The sequence below is a fragment of the Pseudomonas sp. GW821-FHT07G10 genome (genome assembly GCF_059418545.1).
Genome location: NZ_JBWKQB010000014.1, coordinates 82,466 through 102,915, shown reverse-complemented (window position 1 = coordinate 102,915; position 20,450 = coordinate 82,466). Strand labels below are relative to the sequence as shown.

Annotated in this window: 20 protein-coding genes; 16 read left to right on the top strand and 4 right to left on the bottom strand. The window is 60.7% G+C overall.

The features are described from left to right. Positions 1–117: 117 nt before the first annotated feature. A complete protein-coding gene (locus AC07O1_RS16975) occupies positions 118–1,815 on the bottom strand; it encodes a sulfatase-like hydrolase/transferase (RefSeq protein ID WP_495089449.1) in 1,698 nt (565 codons plus the stop codon). A gap of 509 nt (positions 1,816–2,324) precedes the next feature. Here AC07O1_RS16975 and AC07O1_RS16970 point away from each other — a divergent pair. The 16 genes from AC07O1_RS16970 to AC07O1_RS16895 all read left to right on the top strand — a co-directional run bounded on the left by AC07O1_RS16970 (position 2,325) and on the right by AC07O1_RS16895 (position 19,130). Beyond that, the gene (locus AC07O1_RS16970; RefSeq protein ID WP_495089483.1) at positions 2,325–2,477 is read left to right on the top strand and encodes a hypothetical protein; all 153 of its coding nucleotides are present in this window, start codon (positions 2,325–2,327) and stop codon (positions 2,475–2,477) included. Continuing rightward, the gene (locus AC07O1_RS16965) at positions 2,474–3,556 is read left to right on the top strand and encodes an NAD-dependent epimerase (protein WP_495089448.1); all 1,083 of its coding nucleotides are present in this window, start codon (positions 2,474–2,476) and stop codon (positions 3,554–3,556) included. The genes AC07O1_RS16970 and AC07O1_RS16965 overlap by 4 nt, the downstream gene beginning before the upstream one ends. Beyond that, entirely contained in the window at positions 3,553–4,299 is a 747-nt protein-coding gene (locus AC07O1_RS16960) for a sugar transferase (protein WP_495089447.1), read from the top strand. Before AC07O1_RS16965 ends, AC07O1_RS16960 begins: the two co-directional genes overlap by 4 nt. Beyond that, complete coding sequence (locus AC07O1_RS16955; protein ID WP_495089446.1) at positions 4,300–4,947, top strand: CpsD/CapB family tyrosine-protein kinase; 648 nt, start codon at positions 4,300–4,302, stop codon at positions 4,945–4,947. It abuts the gene before it with no gap. 22 nt (positions 4,948–4,969) lie between these two features. Then, a complete protein-coding gene (locus tag AC07O1_RS16950; protein ID WP_495089445.1) occupies positions 4,970–5,989 on the top strand; it encodes a polysaccharide biosynthesis/export family protein in 1,020 nt (339 codons plus the stop codon). A 20-nt stretch (positions 5,990–6,009) separates the two neighbouring features. Beyond that, entirely contained in the window at positions 6,010–7,602 is a 1,593-nt protein-coding gene (locus AC07O1_RS16945) for a GumC family protein (protein WP_495089444.1), read from the top strand. A gap of 2 nt (positions 7,603–7,604) precedes the next feature. Continuing rightward, positions 7,605–8,687 carry a glycosyltransferase family 4 protein gene (locus AC07O1_RS16940; protein WP_495089443.1) on the top strand — a complete coding sequence of 361 codons (1,083 nt, stop codon included), beginning with the start codon at positions 7,605–7,607 and terminating at the stop codon, positions 8,685–8,687. Next, positions 8,684–10,054: an O-antigen ligase family protein gene (locus AC07O1_RS16935; RefSeq protein ID WP_495089442.1), complete on the top strand. Its 1,371-nt coding sequence runs from the start codon at positions 8,684–8,686 to the stop codon at positions 10,052–10,054. Before AC07O1_RS16940 ends, AC07O1_RS16935 begins: the two co-directional genes overlap by 4 nt. After that, positions 10,051–11,019: a glycosyltransferase family 2 protein gene (locus AC07O1_RS16930; protein WP_495089441.1), complete on the top strand. Its 969-nt coding sequence runs from the start codon at positions 10,051–10,053 to the stop codon at positions 11,017–11,019. The genes AC07O1_RS16935 and AC07O1_RS16930 overlap by 4 nt, the downstream gene beginning before the upstream one ends. Further along, positions 11,012–12,148: a glycosyltransferase gene (locus AC07O1_RS16925; protein WP_495089440.1), complete on the top strand. Its 1,137-nt coding sequence runs from the start codon at positions 11,012–11,014 to the stop codon at positions 12,146–12,148. The genes AC07O1_RS16930 and AC07O1_RS16925 overlap by 8 nt, the downstream gene beginning before the upstream one ends. Before the next feature lie 12 nt (positions 12,149–12,160). After that, positions 12,161–13,171 carry a polysaccharide deacetylase family protein gene (locus AC07O1_RS16920; protein WP_495089439.1) on the top strand — a complete coding sequence of 337 codons (1,011 nt, stop codon included), beginning with the start codon at positions 12,161–12,163 and terminating at the stop codon, positions 13,169–13,171. After that, positions 13,168–14,472, top strand: coding sequence for a lipopolysaccharide biosynthesis protein (locus AC07O1_RS16915; protein WP_495089438.1), 1,305 nt, complete (start codon positions 13,168–13,170; stop codon positions 14,470–14,472). Before AC07O1_RS16920 ends, AC07O1_RS16915 begins: the two co-directional genes overlap by 4 nt. After that, entirely contained in the window at positions 14,469–16,406 is a 1,938-nt protein-coding gene (locus AC07O1_RS16910) for a hypothetical protein (protein ID WP_495089437.1), read from the top strand. Before AC07O1_RS16915 ends, AC07O1_RS16910 begins: the two co-directional genes overlap by 4 nt. Before the next feature lie 93 nt (positions 16,407–16,499). After that, entirely contained in the window at positions 16,500–17,189 is a 690-nt protein-coding gene (locus AC07O1_RS16905) for a GNAT family N-acetyltransferase (RefSeq protein WP_495089436.1), read from the top strand. A 5-nt stretch (positions 17,190–17,194) separates the two neighbouring features. Then, on the top strand, positions 17,195–18,379 hold the full coding sequence (locus AC07O1_RS16900; protein ID WP_495089435.1) for a GNAT family N-acetyltransferase: 1,185 nt from the start codon (positions 17,195–17,197) through the stop codon (positions 18,377–18,379). Continuing rightward, a complete protein-coding gene (locus tag AC07O1_RS16895; RefSeq protein WP_495089434.1) occupies positions 18,351–19,130 on the top strand; it encodes a carbohydrate deacetylase in 780 nt (259 codons plus the stop codon). Before AC07O1_RS16900 ends, AC07O1_RS16895 begins: the two co-directional genes overlap by 29 nt. 55 nt (positions 19,131–19,185) lie before the next feature. Here the strand turns inward: AC07O1_RS16895 and AC07O1_RS16890 are convergent, their stop codons facing one another. The 3 genes from AC07O1_RS16890 to AC07O1_RS16880 all read right to left on the bottom strand — a co-directional run bounded on the left by AC07O1_RS16890 (position 19,186) and on the right by AC07O1_RS16880 (position 20,418). Continuing rightward, complete coding sequence (locus AC07O1_RS16890) at positions 19,186–19,650, bottom strand: hypothetical protein (protein ID WP_495089433.1); 465 nt, start codon at positions 19,648–19,650, stop codon at positions 19,186–19,188. A 56-nt stretch (positions 19,651–19,706) separates the two neighbouring features. Next, positions 19,707–19,868: a hypothetical protein gene (locus AC07O1_RS16885; protein WP_494994845.1), complete on the bottom strand. Its 162-nt coding sequence runs from the start codon at positions 19,866–19,868 to the stop codon at positions 19,707–19,709. 115 nt (positions 19,869–19,983) lie between these two features. Beyond that, complete coding sequence (locus AC07O1_RS16880) at positions 19,984–20,418, bottom strand: DUF1810 domain-containing protein (protein WP_495089432.1); 435 nt, start codon at positions 20,416–20,418, stop codon at positions 19,984–19,986. Positions 20,419–20,450 lie beyond the last annotated feature (32 nt).

Here is a 20,450-nt window from a genome sequence, read left to right as displayed (position 1 = left end):
ACGCAGAGCGTGGGAACGATCAACGCGTTTATTCAGAAAACACGCGTTATCGTTAACGTTCATCGTCGGAACGCCGCCCGGAGCAAGCTCGCTCCTACAGGGCATAGGGCTTGCCCCCTATTCACCCGCCGCCAGACCCGCCGGAACCTGAGGTGGCGTCACGATTTGCGTGAGGTCGATATGCTTCCAGACCGGCTTGGCCCCCAGACGCGCGTTGAAGCGGATGTTGAACGTAAAGTCGTCCTGGGTGGGCTCAGTCAACGGCTTGCCGTAAACCGGCTCGATCGCCGCCAGGTCGTAGCCCATCAACTGCAGCAACGTAGGGAAGATGTTGTAGTGACTGGAGTGGTCTTTATTGCCCGCAAGCGCGGTTTGCCAGTCGAGGGTATGCAGGTCACTGCCCTGGATCACCACCAGCGGCACCAGGCCCTCTTCCTCCAGCGGATCCGCCCCGCAATGAGTATTCAGGCCCGGGTTGCCGCGTTCGTGCAGGTCCTGGCCATGATCGGAGGTGTAGATCAGCACCGCGTGACTCAGGTCCGCATTGGCGAAGATACGCGAGAAGAACTCGCCGACATTCCACAGCAGCGTGTTCTTGTAGGCATTACGGTAGAGCATCCAGTCATCGGGCTGGCCGTTGAAGCCGTCACGCGAACCGGTGTCGGCGACCTCGACATATTGCCCGCGTGACAGCGCCGGCCGATAGCTCATGAAGTCATCCGGGTATTTGTCATGGACCGGGAAGTGCGCACCGACCTTGTTGATGACCACCAATTGCGGCTGGCCGTCGTTGAGCAGCTCGATCAGTTTTTGCGCCACCGCCATGTCCCGGTCGCGCACACGGGTCTGGTCGAACTGGACGAACTCGTCGATGTCCTTGCGTTCAAGGTCAGTCATCAGATTCTGCAAGAGGCCGCCCGTACGCTGGGCATCGATATACACCGTGCGTAACCCTGCCTGTTTGGCGTACTGCCAGATCGACGGCAGAGTCGAGTTGATCCGCCTGTAGTCACTACGGGTACCGCCATAGCGCAATGTGACGTTGGTATCGGCGCTGCAGTTGGCAATGGAGGCGGCATAGCCATAGTTGTAAATGTCCACCCCCGCACGGGGCTCTTTCAGGTTGCTGTGCACACCGAATGGGGCGTTGATATCCAGGTAATTGCCGGACACGCTTTCATCGATGATCAGCACGATATCGTGGCCGACAGCCTGAGGCTGTCGTGAGAGGCTGACCTTCTCACGGGGGCCAACGGTGTTATGCGCGGTCTCATAGCCGAACAGGGTCAGGTAAGCCAGCGGCGTGTACATGATGGGCAAGCCTCTGGCGCCCTCGCCCGCCCGCACGAAGAGCACGGCCGAAAGCAGCACCACCCCGAGCACCGGTGCCGCCGTCAGTACGTAACCTGGCAGAGGCAGGCGCCGCCGAGGTTTGAGCCCGATGCCCAGCAGCAGCAACAACCCACTGGCCGCCGAGCCGAGAATAACCTGACGGTATTGGTAAGCCGCCTCCTGAATGAACCCGCCCGAATAGACCAGCGAGACGAAGCTGCTGTAGGTCAGGTAATCGGCGGTGACCCTGGTGTAGATGTCGAAAAATACCGCTGAGATGAAGAAAACCAGCGCGAACAGATGACGGACCAGCGTCTGGCGAATGCTGGCGCTCAGCAGTAAAAAAAGCACCAGGGCGATGAACATTGCGGCAAACAGCAGCACCGGCAAACCGAAGCCCATCGTGGTAATGCGTTCAAGGTAGTAATCGTAGTTTTTCAGCACATACAGAACGATCAGTAGTTCCTTGATGTACCTCACCATAAATCCCTCTTTTGGGCTGGCGTGTAACTCCCGCGCCATCACTGTAAACGCCCGTTAATACAGGTAAGGGAACGCCGATGTGCAATTGCCGATCCTCCCTTTACCACGCCCGCCACAAAGTCAATTAATTGACGACCATGATTCGTCTCTGCCATCTCCGTCACTAATTATTTGAGACCCTAGCATCGCACCATCAAAGTGCAAACCGCTGTTTCATCCATGAGAGTGTCAAAAAAAAGGTGACTCAAATCTGACACACCACTACCGCTTAGAGCCTTACAGATCAAGCGGTACGACCGTCCGTCGCTTAAATTTTGACGCTTTTTCTGACTCAAGAATGTTCCAAAGCCGCGGCCACAAAGCTCCTGATGGCAGAGCGCCTGAATCTACCGATTTACCGACCACGAATAACATGTCATTTCGTTGACACGTTTTGGCCACGCTGGTCTATACCCACTTCAGCAGTCTTATGCAAGTTACATCCACCGCTCGTTGCGAGGCACGCCAATATGGACGTGAGCGTATTCGGTACCGGTTACGTTGGCCTGATTCAAGCAGCCGCACTGGCAGACGTCGGCCACCGGGTCTATGTCGCGGCCGCGCGGCTGCATTATCGTGGAATCGGCCTGCGCAGCTTTGTCCCGGAAGGGGCGAGCGAATGAAAGCTCTGGTGACGGGTGCTGCCGGTTTTATCGGCGCCCATTGCGTTTTGCGTCTGCTACGCGATGGGCATCAGGTGTGTGGGCTGGACAATTTCAACGACTACTACAGCCCGGCCCTGAAGAGGGCCCGTGTGCGTTGGGTCAAAGCGCAAGCGGGCGACTTCCCGCTGTTTCACCTGGACCTGGCCGACAACCAGGCGATCGCCGAGCTGTTCGCCCGTGAGCAACCGGAGGTGGTCATCCACCTGGCTGCACAGGCCGGGGTGCGCTATTCGCTGGACAACCCGCACGCCTACGTCGACAGCAACCTGACCGGGTTTCTGAATGTCCTCGAAGGCTGCCGTCATCACCCTGTGCGCCATTTGATCTATGCCTCATCCAGTTCGGTTTACGGTGCCAACCAGCACACGCCTTACTCGGTACAAGAAGGTGTCAACCACCCTCTCTCGCTGTATGCCGCGACCAAGATAGCCAATGAGTTGATGGCGCACAGTTACAGCCACCTGTTCGGCATTCCGTGCACCGGCCTGCGCCTCTTCACCGTGTACGGCCCTTGGGGTCGTCCGGACATGTCGCCGATCCAGTTCGCCCAGGCAATCGTCGAACGGCGCCCGCTGAAGCTATTCAACTACGGCCAGCACAAGCGCGATTTCACCTACATCGACGACATCATCGAAAGCCTGACACGCCTGCTCGACCATGCACCAAAAGCCGCGTCGGACTGGGATCGCGATCACGCGGATCCTGCGACCAGCATGGCGCCCTGGCGGCTTTACAACATTGGCGGACACCATCCGATCAAGCTCAAGGATTACCTCGCTCTTCTTGAAAAACACCTGGAAATCCCGGCGCAGGTCGAGCTGCTGCCGTTGCAACCGGGGGACGTACTCGACACCTGTGCCGACGTCTCGGAGCTGGAGACAGAAATCGGCTTTTACCCCCGGGTGGAACTGGACGAGGGGCTTGCACGCTTCGTTTCCTGGTTCCGTGATTACTACCAACTGCCTGTTGTTGAGGCACCGCTCGAAAGTGGGACTTCGTCACTGGCAGTACTTGTGCAGAAACGGAGAAGTTTATGACCGGCCACCCAAAAAATGTGCTGCTCACGGAGCTGCGGCGAGACAAACGCGTGGACTCCAACCATCGCATGCGACTTGAAGCCGCGATCCATAGGCAGGGCTGCGGCTGGATCACCGGCCGCAACGGCGGTCGCCCCTGGACCTTGTCGCGAACCAATCGCGTGTTGGCCTGCGTGGGTGCCTTGGTGCTGCTGATCCTGCTCTCGCCGGTTTTGCTGGCACTGGCGGCGATCGTCAAGCTGAGCAGTTCCGGTCCGGTGCTGTTCGTCCAGAATCGCACCGGCTATCGCGGTCGCGGCTTCGGTATGTACAAATTCCGAACCATGGTGGCCAACGCCGAAGAACTCAAAGAGTCCGTGCGCCACCTGAACAAACATGGCGCCGATGCCATCGACTTCAAAATCGACGAGGACCCGCGGGTCACCAGGATCGGTCGCTGGCTGCGTCGCAGCAGCCTGGACGAGTTACCCAATCTGATCAACGTGGTCACCGGCGACATGCGCCTGGTGGGTCCGCGCCCGACCTCATTCAATGCCTACCGCTATAAGGACAGCCACCTCGTGCGGCTGAGCATCTACCCCGGTATCACCGGCCTCTGGCAGATATCCGGGCGCAGCAATATCGACTTCGACCAACGCGTGGAGCTGGACCTGAATTACATCGCAACACAAAGCCCCATGCTCGATTTGAAGATCCTGTTGAAAACCCCCTTCACAGTATTCAGCGGCCACGGAGCGAGTTAAATGGACGGTTCATCTACCAAAAGCTTGAGCATCGCGAACCCGAGCGAGACTAACCTGACCTCGACCGTGCTCGATCAGAATCTGCGGGTTCTCCTCCTGACTGCCGCCAACACCGACGGCGGCACCAGCACCAGCGCTCTGGCGCTGGCCAGTCAACTGGCGCAGATGAGCAGCGGCCAGGTACTGCTGGTCGATGCGAGCCAAGCGCAGAACAACCTCACCCAGCAGTTCGGGTTGCAGAAGGAACGCGGCTTTCGCGATCTGCTGTTCAACCAGGAGACACCGCCGCTGTTGCACGATTGCATCGTGCAGGTCTCGACCCTGCCCTTCCACATCCTGCCCAACGGTCGTCACATCCGCGGCACCGAGCATTTGAGTCCAGAGCAGTTACGCCCGTTGCTCAAGCAACTCGGTGCGCTGTATCGCTTCGTGGTAATCGATGGTGATGCGGTGTATTCGGCCGCCGACACCCTGGTCATCGGCACTCTGGTGGATGGTGTGATTCTGGTGGTGAGCGCCGAGGACACCCGCTGGGAGGTGGCGCAGGCTTCGGCCCAGCGCCTGACCCAGGCCGGCGCAAAACTGGTCGGCAGTGTCTTCAACCGCCGCAAGTACTACATGCCCAAATGGCTCTACAACAACCTGTGAGCAGCAGCCAAAGGATAACGACATGAAAGCTAAATGGCTTGCCCTGCTGTTGCTGCCTCTCGTAGGTTGCTCCAGCCAACCGGAAAACCAGATGCCGGTGCAGATCCTGACCGCCGCACCGGCCAACGCCCAGGCCAGCGACATGCCCAAGGTCGAGCAGACGCTGCGACCGCAGGATGTTCTCGACGTGATCTTCCACATCAGTACCAGCGGCTCGAATGCCTATCGCATCCAGTCCGGTGATGAGATCGGTCTTAACTTCACCGCGGCCAGCCAGCTCAACGGCAACCAGTTGGTATTGCCGGATGGCACCATTGAGCTGCCGGGGGCCAACACTTCGGTGAAAATCACCGGAATGACCACCGATGAGGCGCGCCAGGCGATTCAGCGTGCCTATCAGCAAAAAATGCTGTTCCAGCCCAATCGCAACCAGGTGACGGTGCAGGTCATCAGTCCACTGACCAACGAGCAGAACCTCAAAAGCGCATTGAGCCACCCTGCCACCGGTATGAGCCGGGAGATCACCGTGGGTGCCGACGGCTATGCGAGCTTCCCGGAAATCGGCTCGATCCCGCTGCAAGGCATGACCGTCAACCAGCTGGAATCCTACCTCAACAGCCGCTACGCGCAGTTACCGGGGAGGATGACCGTCGACGTGCTGCTCAAGTCCACGGCAGGCAATGAAATCTATGTGCTCGGTGAAGTCGGGCAGCCCGGCGCTTATCCGATCCGTCGGCCGATCTCGGTACTTGAAGCGCTGTCCCTGGCTCATGGGACGAGTGTCAAGGCGCGGCTCGATTCGGTGGTGATCATGCGCCGTAACGGCAATCAGGTGGTCGCCCACCGCTACAACGTCGACGAAGCCCTGAGCGCCAAGGCGTCGCAGATGGCCTACCTGCAACCAAACGACATGCTTTATGTGCCCAAGACCAAGCTGGCCAGTGCCGGCGAGCTCGCGCGGCAACTGGCAGATGTCGTGCTGTTCCAGGGCGTGGGCTTCGGCTTCTCCTACCGTGTCGACGACAAAGGCAGTACCAACTAACCACACGCAGGTGAAAGGCCATGAATCCAAAGGAAAATTACCTGCACGAGTTTTTCAGGATCTTCTTTGCCAACAAGCATTTGGTGAAGCGAGTCTTCCTGATCTTCGCGGTGATCGCACTCGTGCTGCCGTTGGTGCTCAAACAGAGCTTCGATATCACCGCCCAAGTGATCGTGCAGTCCAAAAAGCTCTCGCAAAGCGATGCCATGACGTCGTTGACCCAGGACACCGACAAGTTCATTCCGCCGTCACTGGCGGACATGGAAACAGAAAGCAATATCCTGCGTTCACCGGCTCTGGTTCGCCAGACCATCAGCCAGCTGCGTGATCAGGGCCAATACTCGCCCAGCCCGGGTCTGTTGAATACCCTGGTGCTCAATCCATTGCACCGGGTCGTGATCAATCCGCTGCGCGAGTATGCGATCAACCCGGTGCGCAATCTGCTGGGACTTGAGGTCGACCCGGTACGCGACACCGCCCTGGATGATCTGACCAAACAGGCCATGGATGGCCTCAAGGTCGAAACGCTGCCCGGCTCCAACGTGATCTCGATTATCTACAGCTTCAGTGATCCGGCACAGGGCACGAAATTCGTCGCGCAATTGCTGCAAAACTACTTGGCCAACCGCCAGGACCTGCAATCCATTGACCTGCCGCAGGCCTTCTACGAACAGAAGAAAAAACAGTATCAGGTGCGTCTCGATGGCCTGGAAGGCACACGCCTGGGTCTGCTGGAAAGCATCGGCGCTTCTGATCCCAAGGAAGAAATCACCTTCCGCCTGAACGCGATCAACACCGAAGAGCAAGCGCTCAACCTGTTCCGTGACCGTCTGCTGCAAAACCAACGCTGGCTCGACTACCTGAGAATCAGCCTGGCGACTGCCAACAATGCCAAGCTCAACGACTACACCTTCCCCTACACCTTCACCACCACGGTGGACAACGTCGCCTTCGAAGATCGGGAAATCAAGCAGATCGGCGAACAACTGACGGCCCAGATGACCCGCTACAACAACGATCTGGCGGTCTTCCAGCCGGGCAGCGAACCGATGCAGATGACCCGCGAGCAGATTTCCCGTTCGCGGCAGCAATTCCTGAAGATCGTCAGCAATCGCATTCAGGAGCGAACCAACGATCTGGAGATTATCAGCTCGGTGATTTCCCAGAAGACCGCGCGCATCGCCGACTACAAAAACCGCATCCATCAGTTGCAAGAGACTCAAAGCAAGCTGCGGCAAATGGACACCGAGATCGACGCACTGCACGCGGCTTTCTCCACCTACGCCCAACGCTTTGCGGAAAGCAGCAGCCAGCGTTTGCTCGACAACGACCTGTCGAACGCACGCGTTCTCAGCCCGCCGTATGAACCGACCGAGGCGGCCTTTCCAAGACCGTTGTTGATCATTCCGTTTGGCATGTTCACCGGTCTGTTGCTGGCCATCGCCCTGGTCTACGTGCGGGAGTTCTTCGATCATCGCTTCAAACACCCGGCGCAAATCACCCATCAGCTCGGCCTGCCGGTGCTGTTGGTGATCAACGATCAGAATGCCGAACAGCCCAATCCGCACCCGAACTGGACGGTGCCGAGCTTCGTGCATTGGGTGCGCAATTGAACATGCCGCTCAACCCTGCGCTGCCGATCATCCATCTGCTCAGCAGCGGCGGGTTCTACGGGGCTGAGCGGATGTTGCTGGACCATTGCCTGGCGACGCCGGGACAGCACCAGGTGCTGTTCCTGGACGCGCCGCCTGAGCTGATCGCGCGCTTTCGTGATGCCGGGGTCGACTGCCGCAGCTGCACAGGGCTGGGCGGACTGTTGCGGTACCTGCGCCAGCGCCGTGAGGAACGGCCGTTGATCAATACGCATAACTTCAAGGGCCTGTTGTTTGGCTGGGTGGGGGCCACACTGTGGCGCCTGCCGCTGGTCATCACCCAACACGGTTTTACCCCGCGCAGTCGCAAGCAACGCTTCTACACCTGGCTGAGCCTGCAACTGTGCCGTACCGCCTCGGTCGATCGGGTGGTCTGTGTCGCCGAAAGCATCGCTGTGCTGCATCGACGCGCCAGCGTCCGGGCAGAAAAGCTGCAAGTGATCCCCAATGGTTTGCCGGCCGCCACCGCCCTGCTCCAGCACAAGGACAACCACCAGCTCTGGCTGGCGGGCTATGTCGGACGGCTGAGCAGCGAGAAAGGCCCGGATTTGTTTCTCGATGCGCTGATCCCGCTCTGCCAGCAACATCCCGAGTTGCACGCGGTGATGCTCGGCGACGGCCCCGAACGCAGCAGCCTGCTCGCACGGATCAGCGCTGCCGGACTGCTCGAGCGCATCGAGCTGCCGGGCTACCAGACCGAGATGCGCACCTGGTGGACGAAGCTCGATGCACTGGTGATCAGCTCGCGTACCGAAGGCACACCGATGATTCTGCTCGAGGCCATGCAAGCCGGCGTACCGGTGGTGGCATTCGCTGTGGGCGGGATTCCCGATGTCATCGAGGACCGGTACAACGGCCTGCTTGCCCCACCGACTGACAGCGCCGCCCTCGCCCGCCAGATCGCGATCCTGCTGGGCGAGAAGAAGCTGGCTCGGCTACTGGCGCAAAACGCTCGCCGTACACAGCTTGATCGCTACGACCTGCAGGCTTTGGCCGAGCGCTGGTCGCAGCTATACATCCGTACTGCACGGGAGGCTCGCGCGTGATTTTTCCACTCTCGATAGTCAGCCTGTTAGGGCTGGTTTGCCTGGGGCTGCTGGCCAGCCCCTACCCTTATCTGGCGCCTGGCGTCGTGCTGGTCCTGGTCGGCGTCGCGGTGCTGTACCGGCGTCCCGGTTGGGGCCTGCTGGGCATCGTCGCCCTGGTGCCATTCGAAGGCCTGTTCAAGGACAACGCTGTTTCCGGGGCAAAATTCCTCGGCGCCGCGCTGGCCCTGATCCTCTGCCTGCAACTGGCCCTGCACCAGCTCCCGTCCGAGCGTCTGCGCAGCAATGTCTGGCGGTTCCTGACGTGGTTTATGGTGCTGTACTTTCTGAGCATGCTGGTATCCGATGACCTGGGCATGTCCCTCGGCAACCTGCGGGAGCTGAGCGTGGGCCTGGTGCTCTTCGTGATCACCTTGCTGATCGGCCGCGAGCTGAACCAGGACCTGTTCTGCCGGCTGGTGACCCTCAGCGTCTCCCTGACCTGCATGCTGGCGATATTTTCCAGCAAGTATCAGGATCAAGGCCGAGCGTCCGGTCTGCTCGAAGACTCGAACGCTTTTGCCTTGTTGATCGCCTTCGCCATACCGTTGGCGCTGCTGCTGGTGATCAAGAGTCCGAATCTGTTGCAGCGGCTGTTCTGGGCCGGTTGCTGCTTACTGCTGCTGGGCAGCATGACCAAAACCGAATCACGTTCGGGACTGGTGGTGCTGTTCTTGAGCCTGCTCATCGGCGTCTACCACTACCGCACGCAATTGCCACGGATTCGCCCACGCCACCTGGGTTTGGCCATGCTCGGCCTGGCGATCTTCATTCCCTTGGCGATCTACGCGTTGCCGGCGGGCTACATCGCGCGCATCCAGTCGCTCAGCGTGCTCACCGCCGGCGCCAGCGGCCACAACGATGAGTCTTTGGGACGCCGCGCTTCGTACATCGTGGTCGGTTCCCGGATGATCGGCGAACACCCGCTGCTCGGCTCCGGCCCCGGAACCTTCCCGCGGCATTACGCAACCACCGGCTACGCCATGTCGTTCTCGGCCAACCGCAAGGCCGGTGACCTGTACCGGCGCGCCCACAACACCTACCTGGAGATTTTCAGCGAGATTGGCATCCCCGCGGGTCTGTTGTTCATCGGCATGCTCGGCATGGGCTTGTACAACATGCAGCGTGCCCGCCGCGCCTGGTTACTGCGAGATAACCGGGAGCAAGCGGACATGGTCACGCATCTGGCCATGAGCCTGCTGTCGCTGACGCTGTTCTTGATGTTCCTCAGCACGCCGAACCAGAAATACCTGTGGATCATGCTCGCGCTCTCCAGCGTGCTACGCCTGAAGGCTGAACAAAGCCCGCTGCCGGAGCCGCAAACATGATCCTCATCAGCATCATCATCCCGATGTACAACGAAGCCCGGCACATCGGCCGCACCTTGCAGGCCGCACGTCTGGCGGCCCAGGTCGCGGGCCTTGAGTGCGATCTGCTGGTAGTCGACAACGGCTCGCAGGATCAGGGCCCGCAGATCGCCCGCGAACTGGGCGCTCAGGTGTTGTTTCTGCCCGGCGTAAACATCGGTGCGTTGCGCAATCACGGTGCCGCCAACGCGCGTGGGGAATGGCTGGCATTCCTCGATGCCGACATTGAAATGCCGCAGAACTGGCTCTCGCTGCTGCTTGAACTTGAGGCCGGTGGTCGGGCCGATGTCCTCGCGCTGGAGCTTCACGCCCCCGCTCAAGCGCCATGGTTTGCCCGCGCCTGGCAGCGCCGCTTGTTGCGATCCGGCAGCCAGACCATGCGCACGGTGCAATGGCTGCCGACGGCCAATCTACTGTTGCGCGAGGAGTGGTTCGCACGGGTCGGCGGCTTCGACGAGAGCCTGCGCACGGCTGAAGACAAGGACCTGACAATGCGCCTGAGCCGGGCCGGCGCCCGATTGGTGAGCGTCAATGAGTGTGTCGCCCTGCATTGGGGCTACGAAGACAGTTGGCGCGAGTGGTTGGGCAAAGAGTTGTGGCGCCAGGGTAGCCACCTGCAGCTGCTGCACAGCAACGGCGTCAGTCTGCGCTTGCTGCGCTTCCCGTTGCTGTCGATGGGCGCCTGGCTACTGGACGGCCTGACTATCCTGGCATTGCTGGACGGCCCGCCTCATCTGGCCCTGTCCCTGTTGCTGATCACCAGCCTGCCGGCGCTGGCGCTGAGCCTGCGCCAAAGTCTGATACACCGTGCCCCCGGTCTGACCCTGCAACTCTGGGGTCTGCATTGGTTACGCCTGCACCTGGCCGGAGCCGCCTTCATCCTCAGTCTTTGTCATTGGAAAGCCAGGAGACCTGCGCGTGGCTGAGTTCATTTTCTGGCTGTGCCTGCTGTTACCGTTGTACGCCTATCTGGGTTACCCAGTGATGCTGACAATCCTGGCGCCGTGCTTTGCCAAGCTTCACTACCCGGCGGCTGAACCCTTGTCGGTGAGCGTCGTCATCGCCGCGCACAACGAATCCCCGCATGTCGAGGAGAAATTACGGACCTTGCTCGCTCAGGATTACTCGGCGCGTACGCTGCAGATCATCCTCGCCAGTGATGGCTCCAGCGACGACACCGTGGCGTGCGCGCAAAGGGTGATCGACCCGCGCATCCAGGTACTCGACCTGCCACGCCAGGGCAAAGCCGCCACACTGAATGCCGCCGTCGCGCTCAGCACCGGCGACATCCTGGTGTTCACCGACGCCGACAATCAGTGGTCAACCGATACCCTTGGCCAACTGCTGGAGCCGCTGAACGATCCGCAGGTCGGTGCCTGCGCCGGGCACATGCTGATTCCCATTACAGGTAAAGGCCTGAGCCTGGGAGACAGCCTCTACCGCCACTACGAGGGTTGGCTGCGTCGGGTGGAAAACCGGACCGGCTGCATGGTGTCCGCCGACGGTGCCCTGCTCGCCCTGCGCCGCGAGTTGTTCCAGGTCATACCGGCGCAAGTCAGCGATGACTTCTTTCTCAGCACCTGCGCGCCGGTGGCCGGCAAACGTATCGTTTATGTCGAATCAGCCCAGGTGATCGACCAGGGCGTGGATGAGGCCGACAAACAATTTCGCCGCCGCCAGCGGGTGACCGTCGGTGGCCTGCAAAGCCTCGCGCAGCGCAGTGAACTGCTCAATCCGTTGCGTCACGGCCTGTATGCGCTGGCGTTGATCAGCCACAAACTGATTCGCCGGTTGGCGCCAGTACTGCTGGTGCCACTGTTGCTGAGCAGTCTCTGGCTGTGGGGCGACCACGGGGTCTACAACCTGGCGTTGATCGCCCAACTGCTGGGCTACGCGATAGCCATCGCCGGTCTGCTCGACGTGCAGCACCGTTTACCCAAACCCTTTCGCCTTGCCGCCTTTGTACTGGTGACCCTCGCCGGGATGAGTGTCGGTCTGTGGCAGTTTCTGCGTGGCCAGCGTTATAGCCAATGGAGTCCCGAGCAGAATCGATAAGAGTGTCGCGCCATGTCGATCAAGCAAATGTTCAAGCGCACCCGTGGCTGGCTTTACCTCAACTCGCCGTTGGGACGCAGCCAGCTGCGCGGTGCGGGGGTGATCCTGATGTTGCATCGGGTGCTCGCCGACGACCGTAGTGCCGAGCTGCCTCATCGCAACGAGCTGTGTATCGGCCCACACGCCTTCGAACAACTGCTGCACTGGCTCAAGCACCATTTCGACTGCGTGCCCCTGATGGAGCTGCTGCAAGCCGACGCCCATCCAGCCCCATCGGCGCGCCCGAAAGTCGCCCTGACCTTCGATGACGGCTGGCGTGACAATGCCTTGAATGCCTTTCCGCTGCTGCTGCAGCACCAGGTGCCGGCGAGTATCTTTCTGTCCACCGACTTCATTGGCAGTCACCAGCGCTTCTGGTGGGAAAGCCTGGGTGAAACCTTGTGGGGCATCTATGGCTGCGCCCCGCGTCAACGGATGATCGAACACCTGGAGCGGATCGGCCGGCCGCTGCCACCTGTTTTCTTGCGCAACGGCAACGAACAACAGCGCAGCCTGGCCCTGGCCAATTACCTGGAAAGTCTCAAAGGCCTGTCGCTGCAGGACCTCGACACCCTCACCGACAATTGCCCAAAGGAGTCGCTGCCCCAGGCACTGGATTGGCAGCAGGTGCGCACCCTGGAAAAAACCGGGTTGATCCGCTTCGGTCCACATGGCGCCAGCCACTCGATCCTCACCGGGCTCGATGACATTCACCTGGACCAGGAACTGAGCCGCAGCCACGACGCCTTGCTGCAGGGTTGTCTGCATCCCCTGCCGGTCTATTGCTACCCCAATGGCGCCCATGACCTGCGTGTCCGCCAACGTCTTGCCGCGTACCGCTATATCTACGCCCTGAGCACCAGCGCCGGCATCTATCGCGGCAAGGGCGACCCGATGGCACTGCCGCGCATCGGCGTCAGCCAGCGCAACGCCAGCCGCCCTTCGCTGCTGGCCTGGCGCATCAGCCGGGGCGGCCACACATGAACCGCAATCATTATGTGCGCCACCTGGTGCTGAGCGTGGGCACACGGTTGGCGATGATCGCCCTGCGCCTGCTGCGCAACGTGCTGCTGGCGCGCATTCTCGGCCCCAGCGAGCGCGGCCTGTTCGCCCTGCTCAGCACCTTGCCGGAGCTGATCAGCGCCGCCACCAGCGGCGGGCTGAATTCAGCGGTTGGTTATCAGGCGGCGCAACAGCGTTCGATGGGCCTGCTGCTCAGCCAGGTGCTGGTATTCGGTTGCTTGCTCGCAGGCCTGCTGACCTTGATCAGCGTTGCCCTGTTGCGCGAACTCGGGACTAGCCTTGAGGTTACCGCGCAGCTTGGATTACTCGCCTGGTTGTTGCTGTTGGCGGTGCCTTTGACCGTACTCAAGAGCGGCCTGCTGACCCTGCACAATGCCTGCGGCGGTGTGGTGGCGTTCAACGCACTGCGGCTGATCGAGTCGCTGGCGCCGCTGGTGCTGTTTCTCGCATTGTTCTGGATGTGGAAAAGCGCGGCGCTGGAAGCGGCGTTGATCAGCTGGCTGGCGGGCATCAGTCTGGTCGTGCTGGTTGGCTGGTTCTGGCTGGGGCGCAATCAACCACTGACGTTGCAATGGGACCGTGCCGGGCAAAAGGAACTGTTGCACTACAGCGCCAAGAGCCATCCGGATCTGCTGTTTCAGCAGGTGATTCTGCGCTCGGACTACCTGTTCATCAGCGCCATCCTCGGCACCACCGCCCTGGGCCATTACGCCATGGCCAGTGCGGCCGCCGAGCTGCTGCTGATAGTCCCGGAAGCTGTGACCACGCCGCTGATGAAGCGCCTGTTGCAACAGCAACAGGGAATCGAACGCCTGACGCCACTGGCCCTGCGCCTGACCGCCACGGTAATGATCTGCGCCTGCCTGAGCATGGCGCTGATCGGCGAGTGGTTGATCGTGACGCTGTTTGGTGTGGCCTACCAGCCTGCCTATCCGGCGCTACTGGCCTTACTGCCCGGCCTGCTGGGTCTGTGCTATGCCAGCATCCTGCGTCTGGACCTGCTGGGCAAAAATCGCCCGGGGAGCATCTCGCTGTGGATGGGCCTGGCCGCGGTACTCAACCTCGCGTTGAATCTGCTACTGATTGCACCCTATGGAATCGTCGGCGCCGCCCTGGCCTCGTCCATCGCTTATCTGGCCGTGACCCTCGCCTTGCTGATTCTGTACTGCCGGCTGAGCGGTGTGCCGGTGTGGCAAACCCTGATTATCTTGCCCAGCGATCTGGCGCCGATGCGCGAGATGTTGCTAAGGAAGTCCGCATGAAACGCCTGGCGCTGCTGTTGAGCCTGGGTCTGAGTCTGAACACGGGCCTGAGCGCGCACGCCGCGCCCATGCGCTGGGCCGATATTCGCGACGGCAGCCTTTACCTGCAACCGGACAAAGCCGATACCTTGAGCGTCAGTTGGGTGCCGGCCTGGCAGGCCGACGCCAACGAAGAACACCTGTACCTGCTGGACGGTCGGGGACAATTGCATGGCGAACGCCTGATCGCCGCCAGTGAAAGCAGCGGTCGTCAGAGCTGGCCATTGCCTCCCAGCGTCACCAGCTATCGACTGGAGATCCCGGGCTACAGTTTCCGCCGCTATCGAATTGAACATGACGACCGTACGGTGGCCCTGTTCGCCCCGGCCAAGGTTCACTTCAGCGCCGAAACCCGGGACGGTGACGAGCTGTATTTCAAGGTCGCTGCCGGTGAAAAGGCGATACTTGCCGGAAAATTCCACGGTGGCGTCGGCGCCCTGCAAGCGCAGCGGGTGGCGGATGGCAAGCAGATCCGGCTGACGCTCAACCCTTACCCCGCGTACTGGCAGTTCGATCAGGTCGAACTGCCGAGCGCCAACGTCGAACAGGTCTGGCGCCTGCGCCTGCAAGGCAGCGGCAAAGTGGCGTTCTGGCTCGACGGTACGGCCAACCTGTTCGCCCAGCAGGTGCAGCAACTCAAGCCGTTGCGTCAGGACGCTGGCCAGGCACGGCTCACCCTGCACCCTGAGGTGCTGGGCCCGACTCCGAATCTGGGAACCGCCCTGCCCTACGCAGTGCCGCCGGAATCGAGTTACCCGGTGCTCGATGCACTCAAGCCCCGGGCGGGCACCTACTACAGCCTCGTCGACAAACTGAACACCGACCCGCACTACGAGGATCGCTTCCGGCGGCTGTACCAGGACCGTTTCAGGATCAACCAGGACATCACCTTGCTCGCCGACACTCGACGCAGGGCCGACCTGCACGCCGACGCGGTCAGCAATGCCGGCCTCGACGCCTGGCTCGCCGCGACCCGCGCCCTGGGCGGCAAAGGCGTGCACTACATTGCCTTCGCCGATGAGCCGAACCTCAACTACAACGACTTTGCCAGCTATCAGAGCCTCTTCAACAGCATGGCGCGGCAGGTGCGCAACGACCCCGGTAACTTCAAGGCCGGCGTACGCATCGCCATGCCCGCCAGCTCACGGCTGATCAACGGGCCGTTTGCCGAAAGTGCCGCCGATCGGCGCGGCATCGACTGGGCGCGGCGACTGCTGAGCGAGTCGGGCGAGAAGATCGATGCCCTGGCCTGGCACGAATGGATGATCCGCGACTTGCTGGCCACCCGCGTCTACCGCGACAGCGTGCGCCGGGCCGCCGAACTGGTCGGGCTCGATTCCCACGGCCGGCCGCGCAAGGCGCTGCTACTGGATCAGACCAACATGTCCAGCGGCTCGAGCCTCAGTCCCTACGATCAGGAAACCCATTTTGCTTCGCTGTGGTGGGCCTCGGTGGTCATCAACTCGGCCCAGGATGGTTTGCTCGACATGCTCAACTGGTTCCAGGTCGACGACGAGACGAACTACCCCAAGGGCATGCTGCGGGTGCTCGGCGACGACCGTTTCGAACTCAAACCAGTGGGCCTCGCCCAACAGTTCATCTCCGGGCACTGGCTGGAAAAGGTCCTGCGCCTGGACAACGACGCCTTCGAGGTTGACGTACTGGCCATGACCACCGGTCAACAACGCAGCCTGCTGGGCGTCAACAAGGCCTCGCGTCTGCAGCATGTCAGCCTGCAAGGCGTAGAAGCGTCCTGCCCGTTGTCGTCAGGCGCGCTGGTGTATTTCGGCGCCGACAGCAAGAGCCGGCCGGCAGCGTTTCACTGTCAGGAAGGCCGGGTCAGCTTCGAGCTGCCCGGCGAAACACTGTTCGTCCTGAGCTGGAACGCCTCATGAACCCGAATGTTTTGCCGCGCAGGCATCTTGCCGCGCCTTGCGTAGCCCCGTCGTCACTGCCCTTTCACATGGCCAGCTCCATCAGGAGGCAACATGAGTGCATTGCACAAGCTCGGTGAACGAATCCGACAAAAAGGCCTGCGTCACACCCTCAACACGCTGTGGAAACGCTATGTGTTTTTCCATTGGGAACTGCTGTGGATGGAGCGCGACCTGGTCAGCCCGGTGCCGCCGCACAACCTCAAACCCTATCCGCCATTACGCCTGGAAACCATCACCAGGCAAAATGCGCAAGCCTTCGCCAAGTACTTCGGTGATCGTGTCGAAACCATGCGCGAACTGGCCAGCGAGGGCTACACCGGGCACATGTACCTGGACGACCAGGGCGATGCCGTGTCCTTTATCTGGGGCAGCGCACGCAACTACCATGATCGGCACTATTACGGCTGCTGGTTCCCGGTAAAAAAAGGTGAATTTTTCGAATTTGGTGGTGAACTGACTCGCGCTTACTGGGGCACCACCCTCTCGGTCGATCTGCAACTCAATCTGTGGCAGGCCATGCAAACGCAGGGCTGTACGAAGGTGGTGGATGTTTGCGAAACCCATAACATCCCGGCCCTGAAACTGCACATCCGCATGGGGTATCAAGAGCAAGGCCGGGTCATGCATGTGTATGGCCTGTTCGGGCGCTGGCACCTGTTCCGCGAAACCCGCTACAGCGGTTCGCGACTGGACGCTTTGCGCAAACCCGCAACGCCCACCGCTGCTGCACCTGCGGTCTGAGCGCCATGTCGGTGCGTTTCCAGTGGTGCACCTCGCTATGCGCCGCGGACTTCCCGACCGCGGCCTACGAGGCCTTGCGAAAACGGGTTGCGGACAGTACGCCGTTCAACACGCTGGCCTGGCTGTGCCCGGCCGAGCGTGCACTGCGTACCGACGAGCACCTGCATGTGCTGCTGGCGTGGCAGGCCGGGGAATTGTGTTTGTGTCTGCCGCTGGTGGCGTCCCGCGAGCGCTTCGCCGGGCTGCCGTTTCGGGTGTTGCACCACTTGGGCTTCCCCCTCAGCGACCGTATCGCCCTGCTCGCCACCCTGCAAGCCGACAGCGCGCGGCAAGCGCTGCGAGAAATTCGTCACCGACTGCCGCACGCTCTGCTACAACTTAACGAGCTGACGGAAGCCGAAGGCCGGACCAATGTCCTGGCGCAGTGGAGGCGCCTGAGTTCTACCGGCGAACAGCGCCTCAGTTGCCGGGCACCCGTGCACCGGATCAGCGAAGCTGACCGCCAGGAGGTCTGCGGCGATACACGCTACAAACTGCGTCGCGCGCACAAGCGGATCTCCGCCTGTGGTGCCGTGGTGCGACGGTTTTCACCCGATGCCACGAGCATGGGGCCGTTGCTTGCGGTCATTAGCGAGGTCGAGGCGGTCAGCTGGAAGGGCGAGGAAGGGGTCGGGATTTTCTCCGACGCCCGGCACCGACAATGGATGGACGGGGCCTTTACCGCCCTCGCCGCCCAAGGCATGGTGCGGGTAGTGGTTCTGGAGCTCGATGGGCGTTGTATCAGTTACCGTCTCGGGTTGCTGGAACAAGGTCGGCTCTATGACTACAACCTGGCGTTCCTGCCGCAGTACGCCGATCTGGGCAGTGGCCGGGTGTTGCTCGATGAGTGGATTCGCTGGGGGCTGGACGAAGGCTGGCAATGGGTCGACGCGTCTCGGGTCAGTCTGGAAAATTCCAGCCATCAACTGCATGAACGCATGACCGGAGAAGTGGAACATTGGCGCTGGAGTTTCTACTCCTGGCGTCCCGGCGGCCTCTGTATGGGCCTGGCCCTGCGCCTTTGGCAAACACTCAAACCGCATCTGAAAAGGCTGCGGGCCAAACGTGCGGCGGCGCCCGACAAGCGTGACACGAGTACCCCAACCACACAGGAGGGCTACGATGCCTCAGCACGTCATAGTCAACGCTGACGATTTCGGACTCAGCGAATGCGAGAACGCGGTGATCCTGCGGGCCTTCCAGACCGGATTGATCAGCTCCGCCACCGCGATGGCCAACATGCCGGCGTTTGCCGCCGCCTGTTCCATGGCGCAACACCCTTTGCTGCTGGGGCGAATCGGCCTGCACTTCAACCTCACCTATGGCCGTCCGCTCAGCGAAGCCATACTCGAACAACCGATCTTCTGCACCGAAAGTGGTGAGTTCGACCTGGACCTGTCTCGCCGCAGCCTGTGGCTTACCCGCTCCGCCCGCGAGGCCGTGCTGCAAGAGCTGGAGGCGCAATGGCAACGCTGTCTGGAGCTGGGCCTGCAACCCAGTCACCTGGACTCCCACCAGCACGTGCACAATATCTGGCCCATCGGCGAAATCGTTGCGCGCTTTGCCGCAAGCCAAGGTGTCGCGATACGCCTGGCACGCAACCTCGGGCAAAATATCGGGCCCGGTAAACGCCTGTTCAAGACCTTGCTCAACCGGCGTCTTCGCAGCCTCGCCGGTACCACCGCCGACCATGTCTGCACCCCGGCCGATCTGCGTAATGCCCCACCACCGAGCAGCGGCGTGCTTGAGGTCATCACCCATCCCAACCTGCTGGGCGCCGATTTCGGCGATGACTACCTCAATCCTGGAGAATCGTTGACCCAGGTACTGGAAAGTCGCCTGCCGGGTGTACCACGAGTGCCTTATGGCGTAGCAGGCAACGCTATGACGGGATCCTTTTAAAATCCTGCCGACAATAAAGCCCACATCCCGGGTAGCCGGTCTTGATTGTTCAGCCCTACTCCTGTCCTAACGCATAGAGCAAGGACAGGCCCAAATGCACGATTGCATCGTCCGAATGGCTGAAAGACGAAGTCCTGAGGTTGATCGGCTCTCCACCTTCTTCCCCTGGGTGGACCATGCCTTGCAGCGTGAGATGAAGGGCCCATACCGGCAGCCAGATTGGCTGATCCTCAGGGTTTTTGTGCTGTCTTTCTATGGCATATTTCCCGTACATCCCGGCTTCACTGGTGAAAATCCCGAGCCGGGCTCTAGCCACACCGAACGGCGACTCAATACGCCATGAAGTACCGTCCTCAAGCATCTCAAAGGTCACCCCCCAACTATTTTTGGGGTGCTCGTCATCGAAAAGCGCCTTGAGCCTTCTCGTCAACCCGACCGCATAGTTTTCAAGCTGCTGCGCATCTTGCGCGGCGGATGTGACCGTGGCCCACTGCTCTTCCGTTATCGATTGATATCTCATGGCAACCTCCCGGCCTGCCCCGCACACTGGCGGGGCAGCTTTGCCCGGCGCACGAATCAGGGCTTGAGTGGCCGCTCTTCATCCAGTTCCGACAGGCTTTTACCATCGTCTGGATGCTTCCAGGTTTGCGGCGGCGGATTTTCTTCCTCTGTAGCTTCTTCTTCATCCTCTTCCATGGACGGATCATTTGGCTCTCGGGGTTTGTTTTCAGTGGCCATACCTACCTCCTGTCCTTAAGGATTTCTCGTCAGTTTTGAGGATAGGACAAACTCATCCGCTTCGCTCTGGATGACAACTGATAACCAAAGCCTGAAAGGCAATGAAATCGATTTTCTATATCAGCGACAACGTGAGCTGATCGGGTTGACCATCGAAATACTGCTCAAGCGCTGCACGAAAAATATTGCCGTCGGCAGCGACAAGCTCAAAAAGGGTCATGCAAGAGTGGAATTTCAGGTGATCCGGAGTCCCGAATATCAACCGGATGGATGTTCCCTGAAGTTGCGTGACTAGTCGGGTACAGGCTTCCAGGCGTGGACCAAGTAGCGGATGACGCAGATACGCCGCGGCCTCCTCAAGGGAGCTGATGGCGTAAAGCCGGGACACCTCGCTGTGCCCCAGGCCAGCGTATTGCGGGAAGATAAACCACATCCAGTGGCTGCGCTTGTGCCCGCTGCGCAGCTCGGCCTGTACTCGATCAAAAACCGGGTCCTGCGCCTGGACAAAGCGCTGCAGGTGAAAGGGATCATCCTGGTCGGTGCTGTTCATATCAGTACACTCACCTCAGGCATCATGCATGG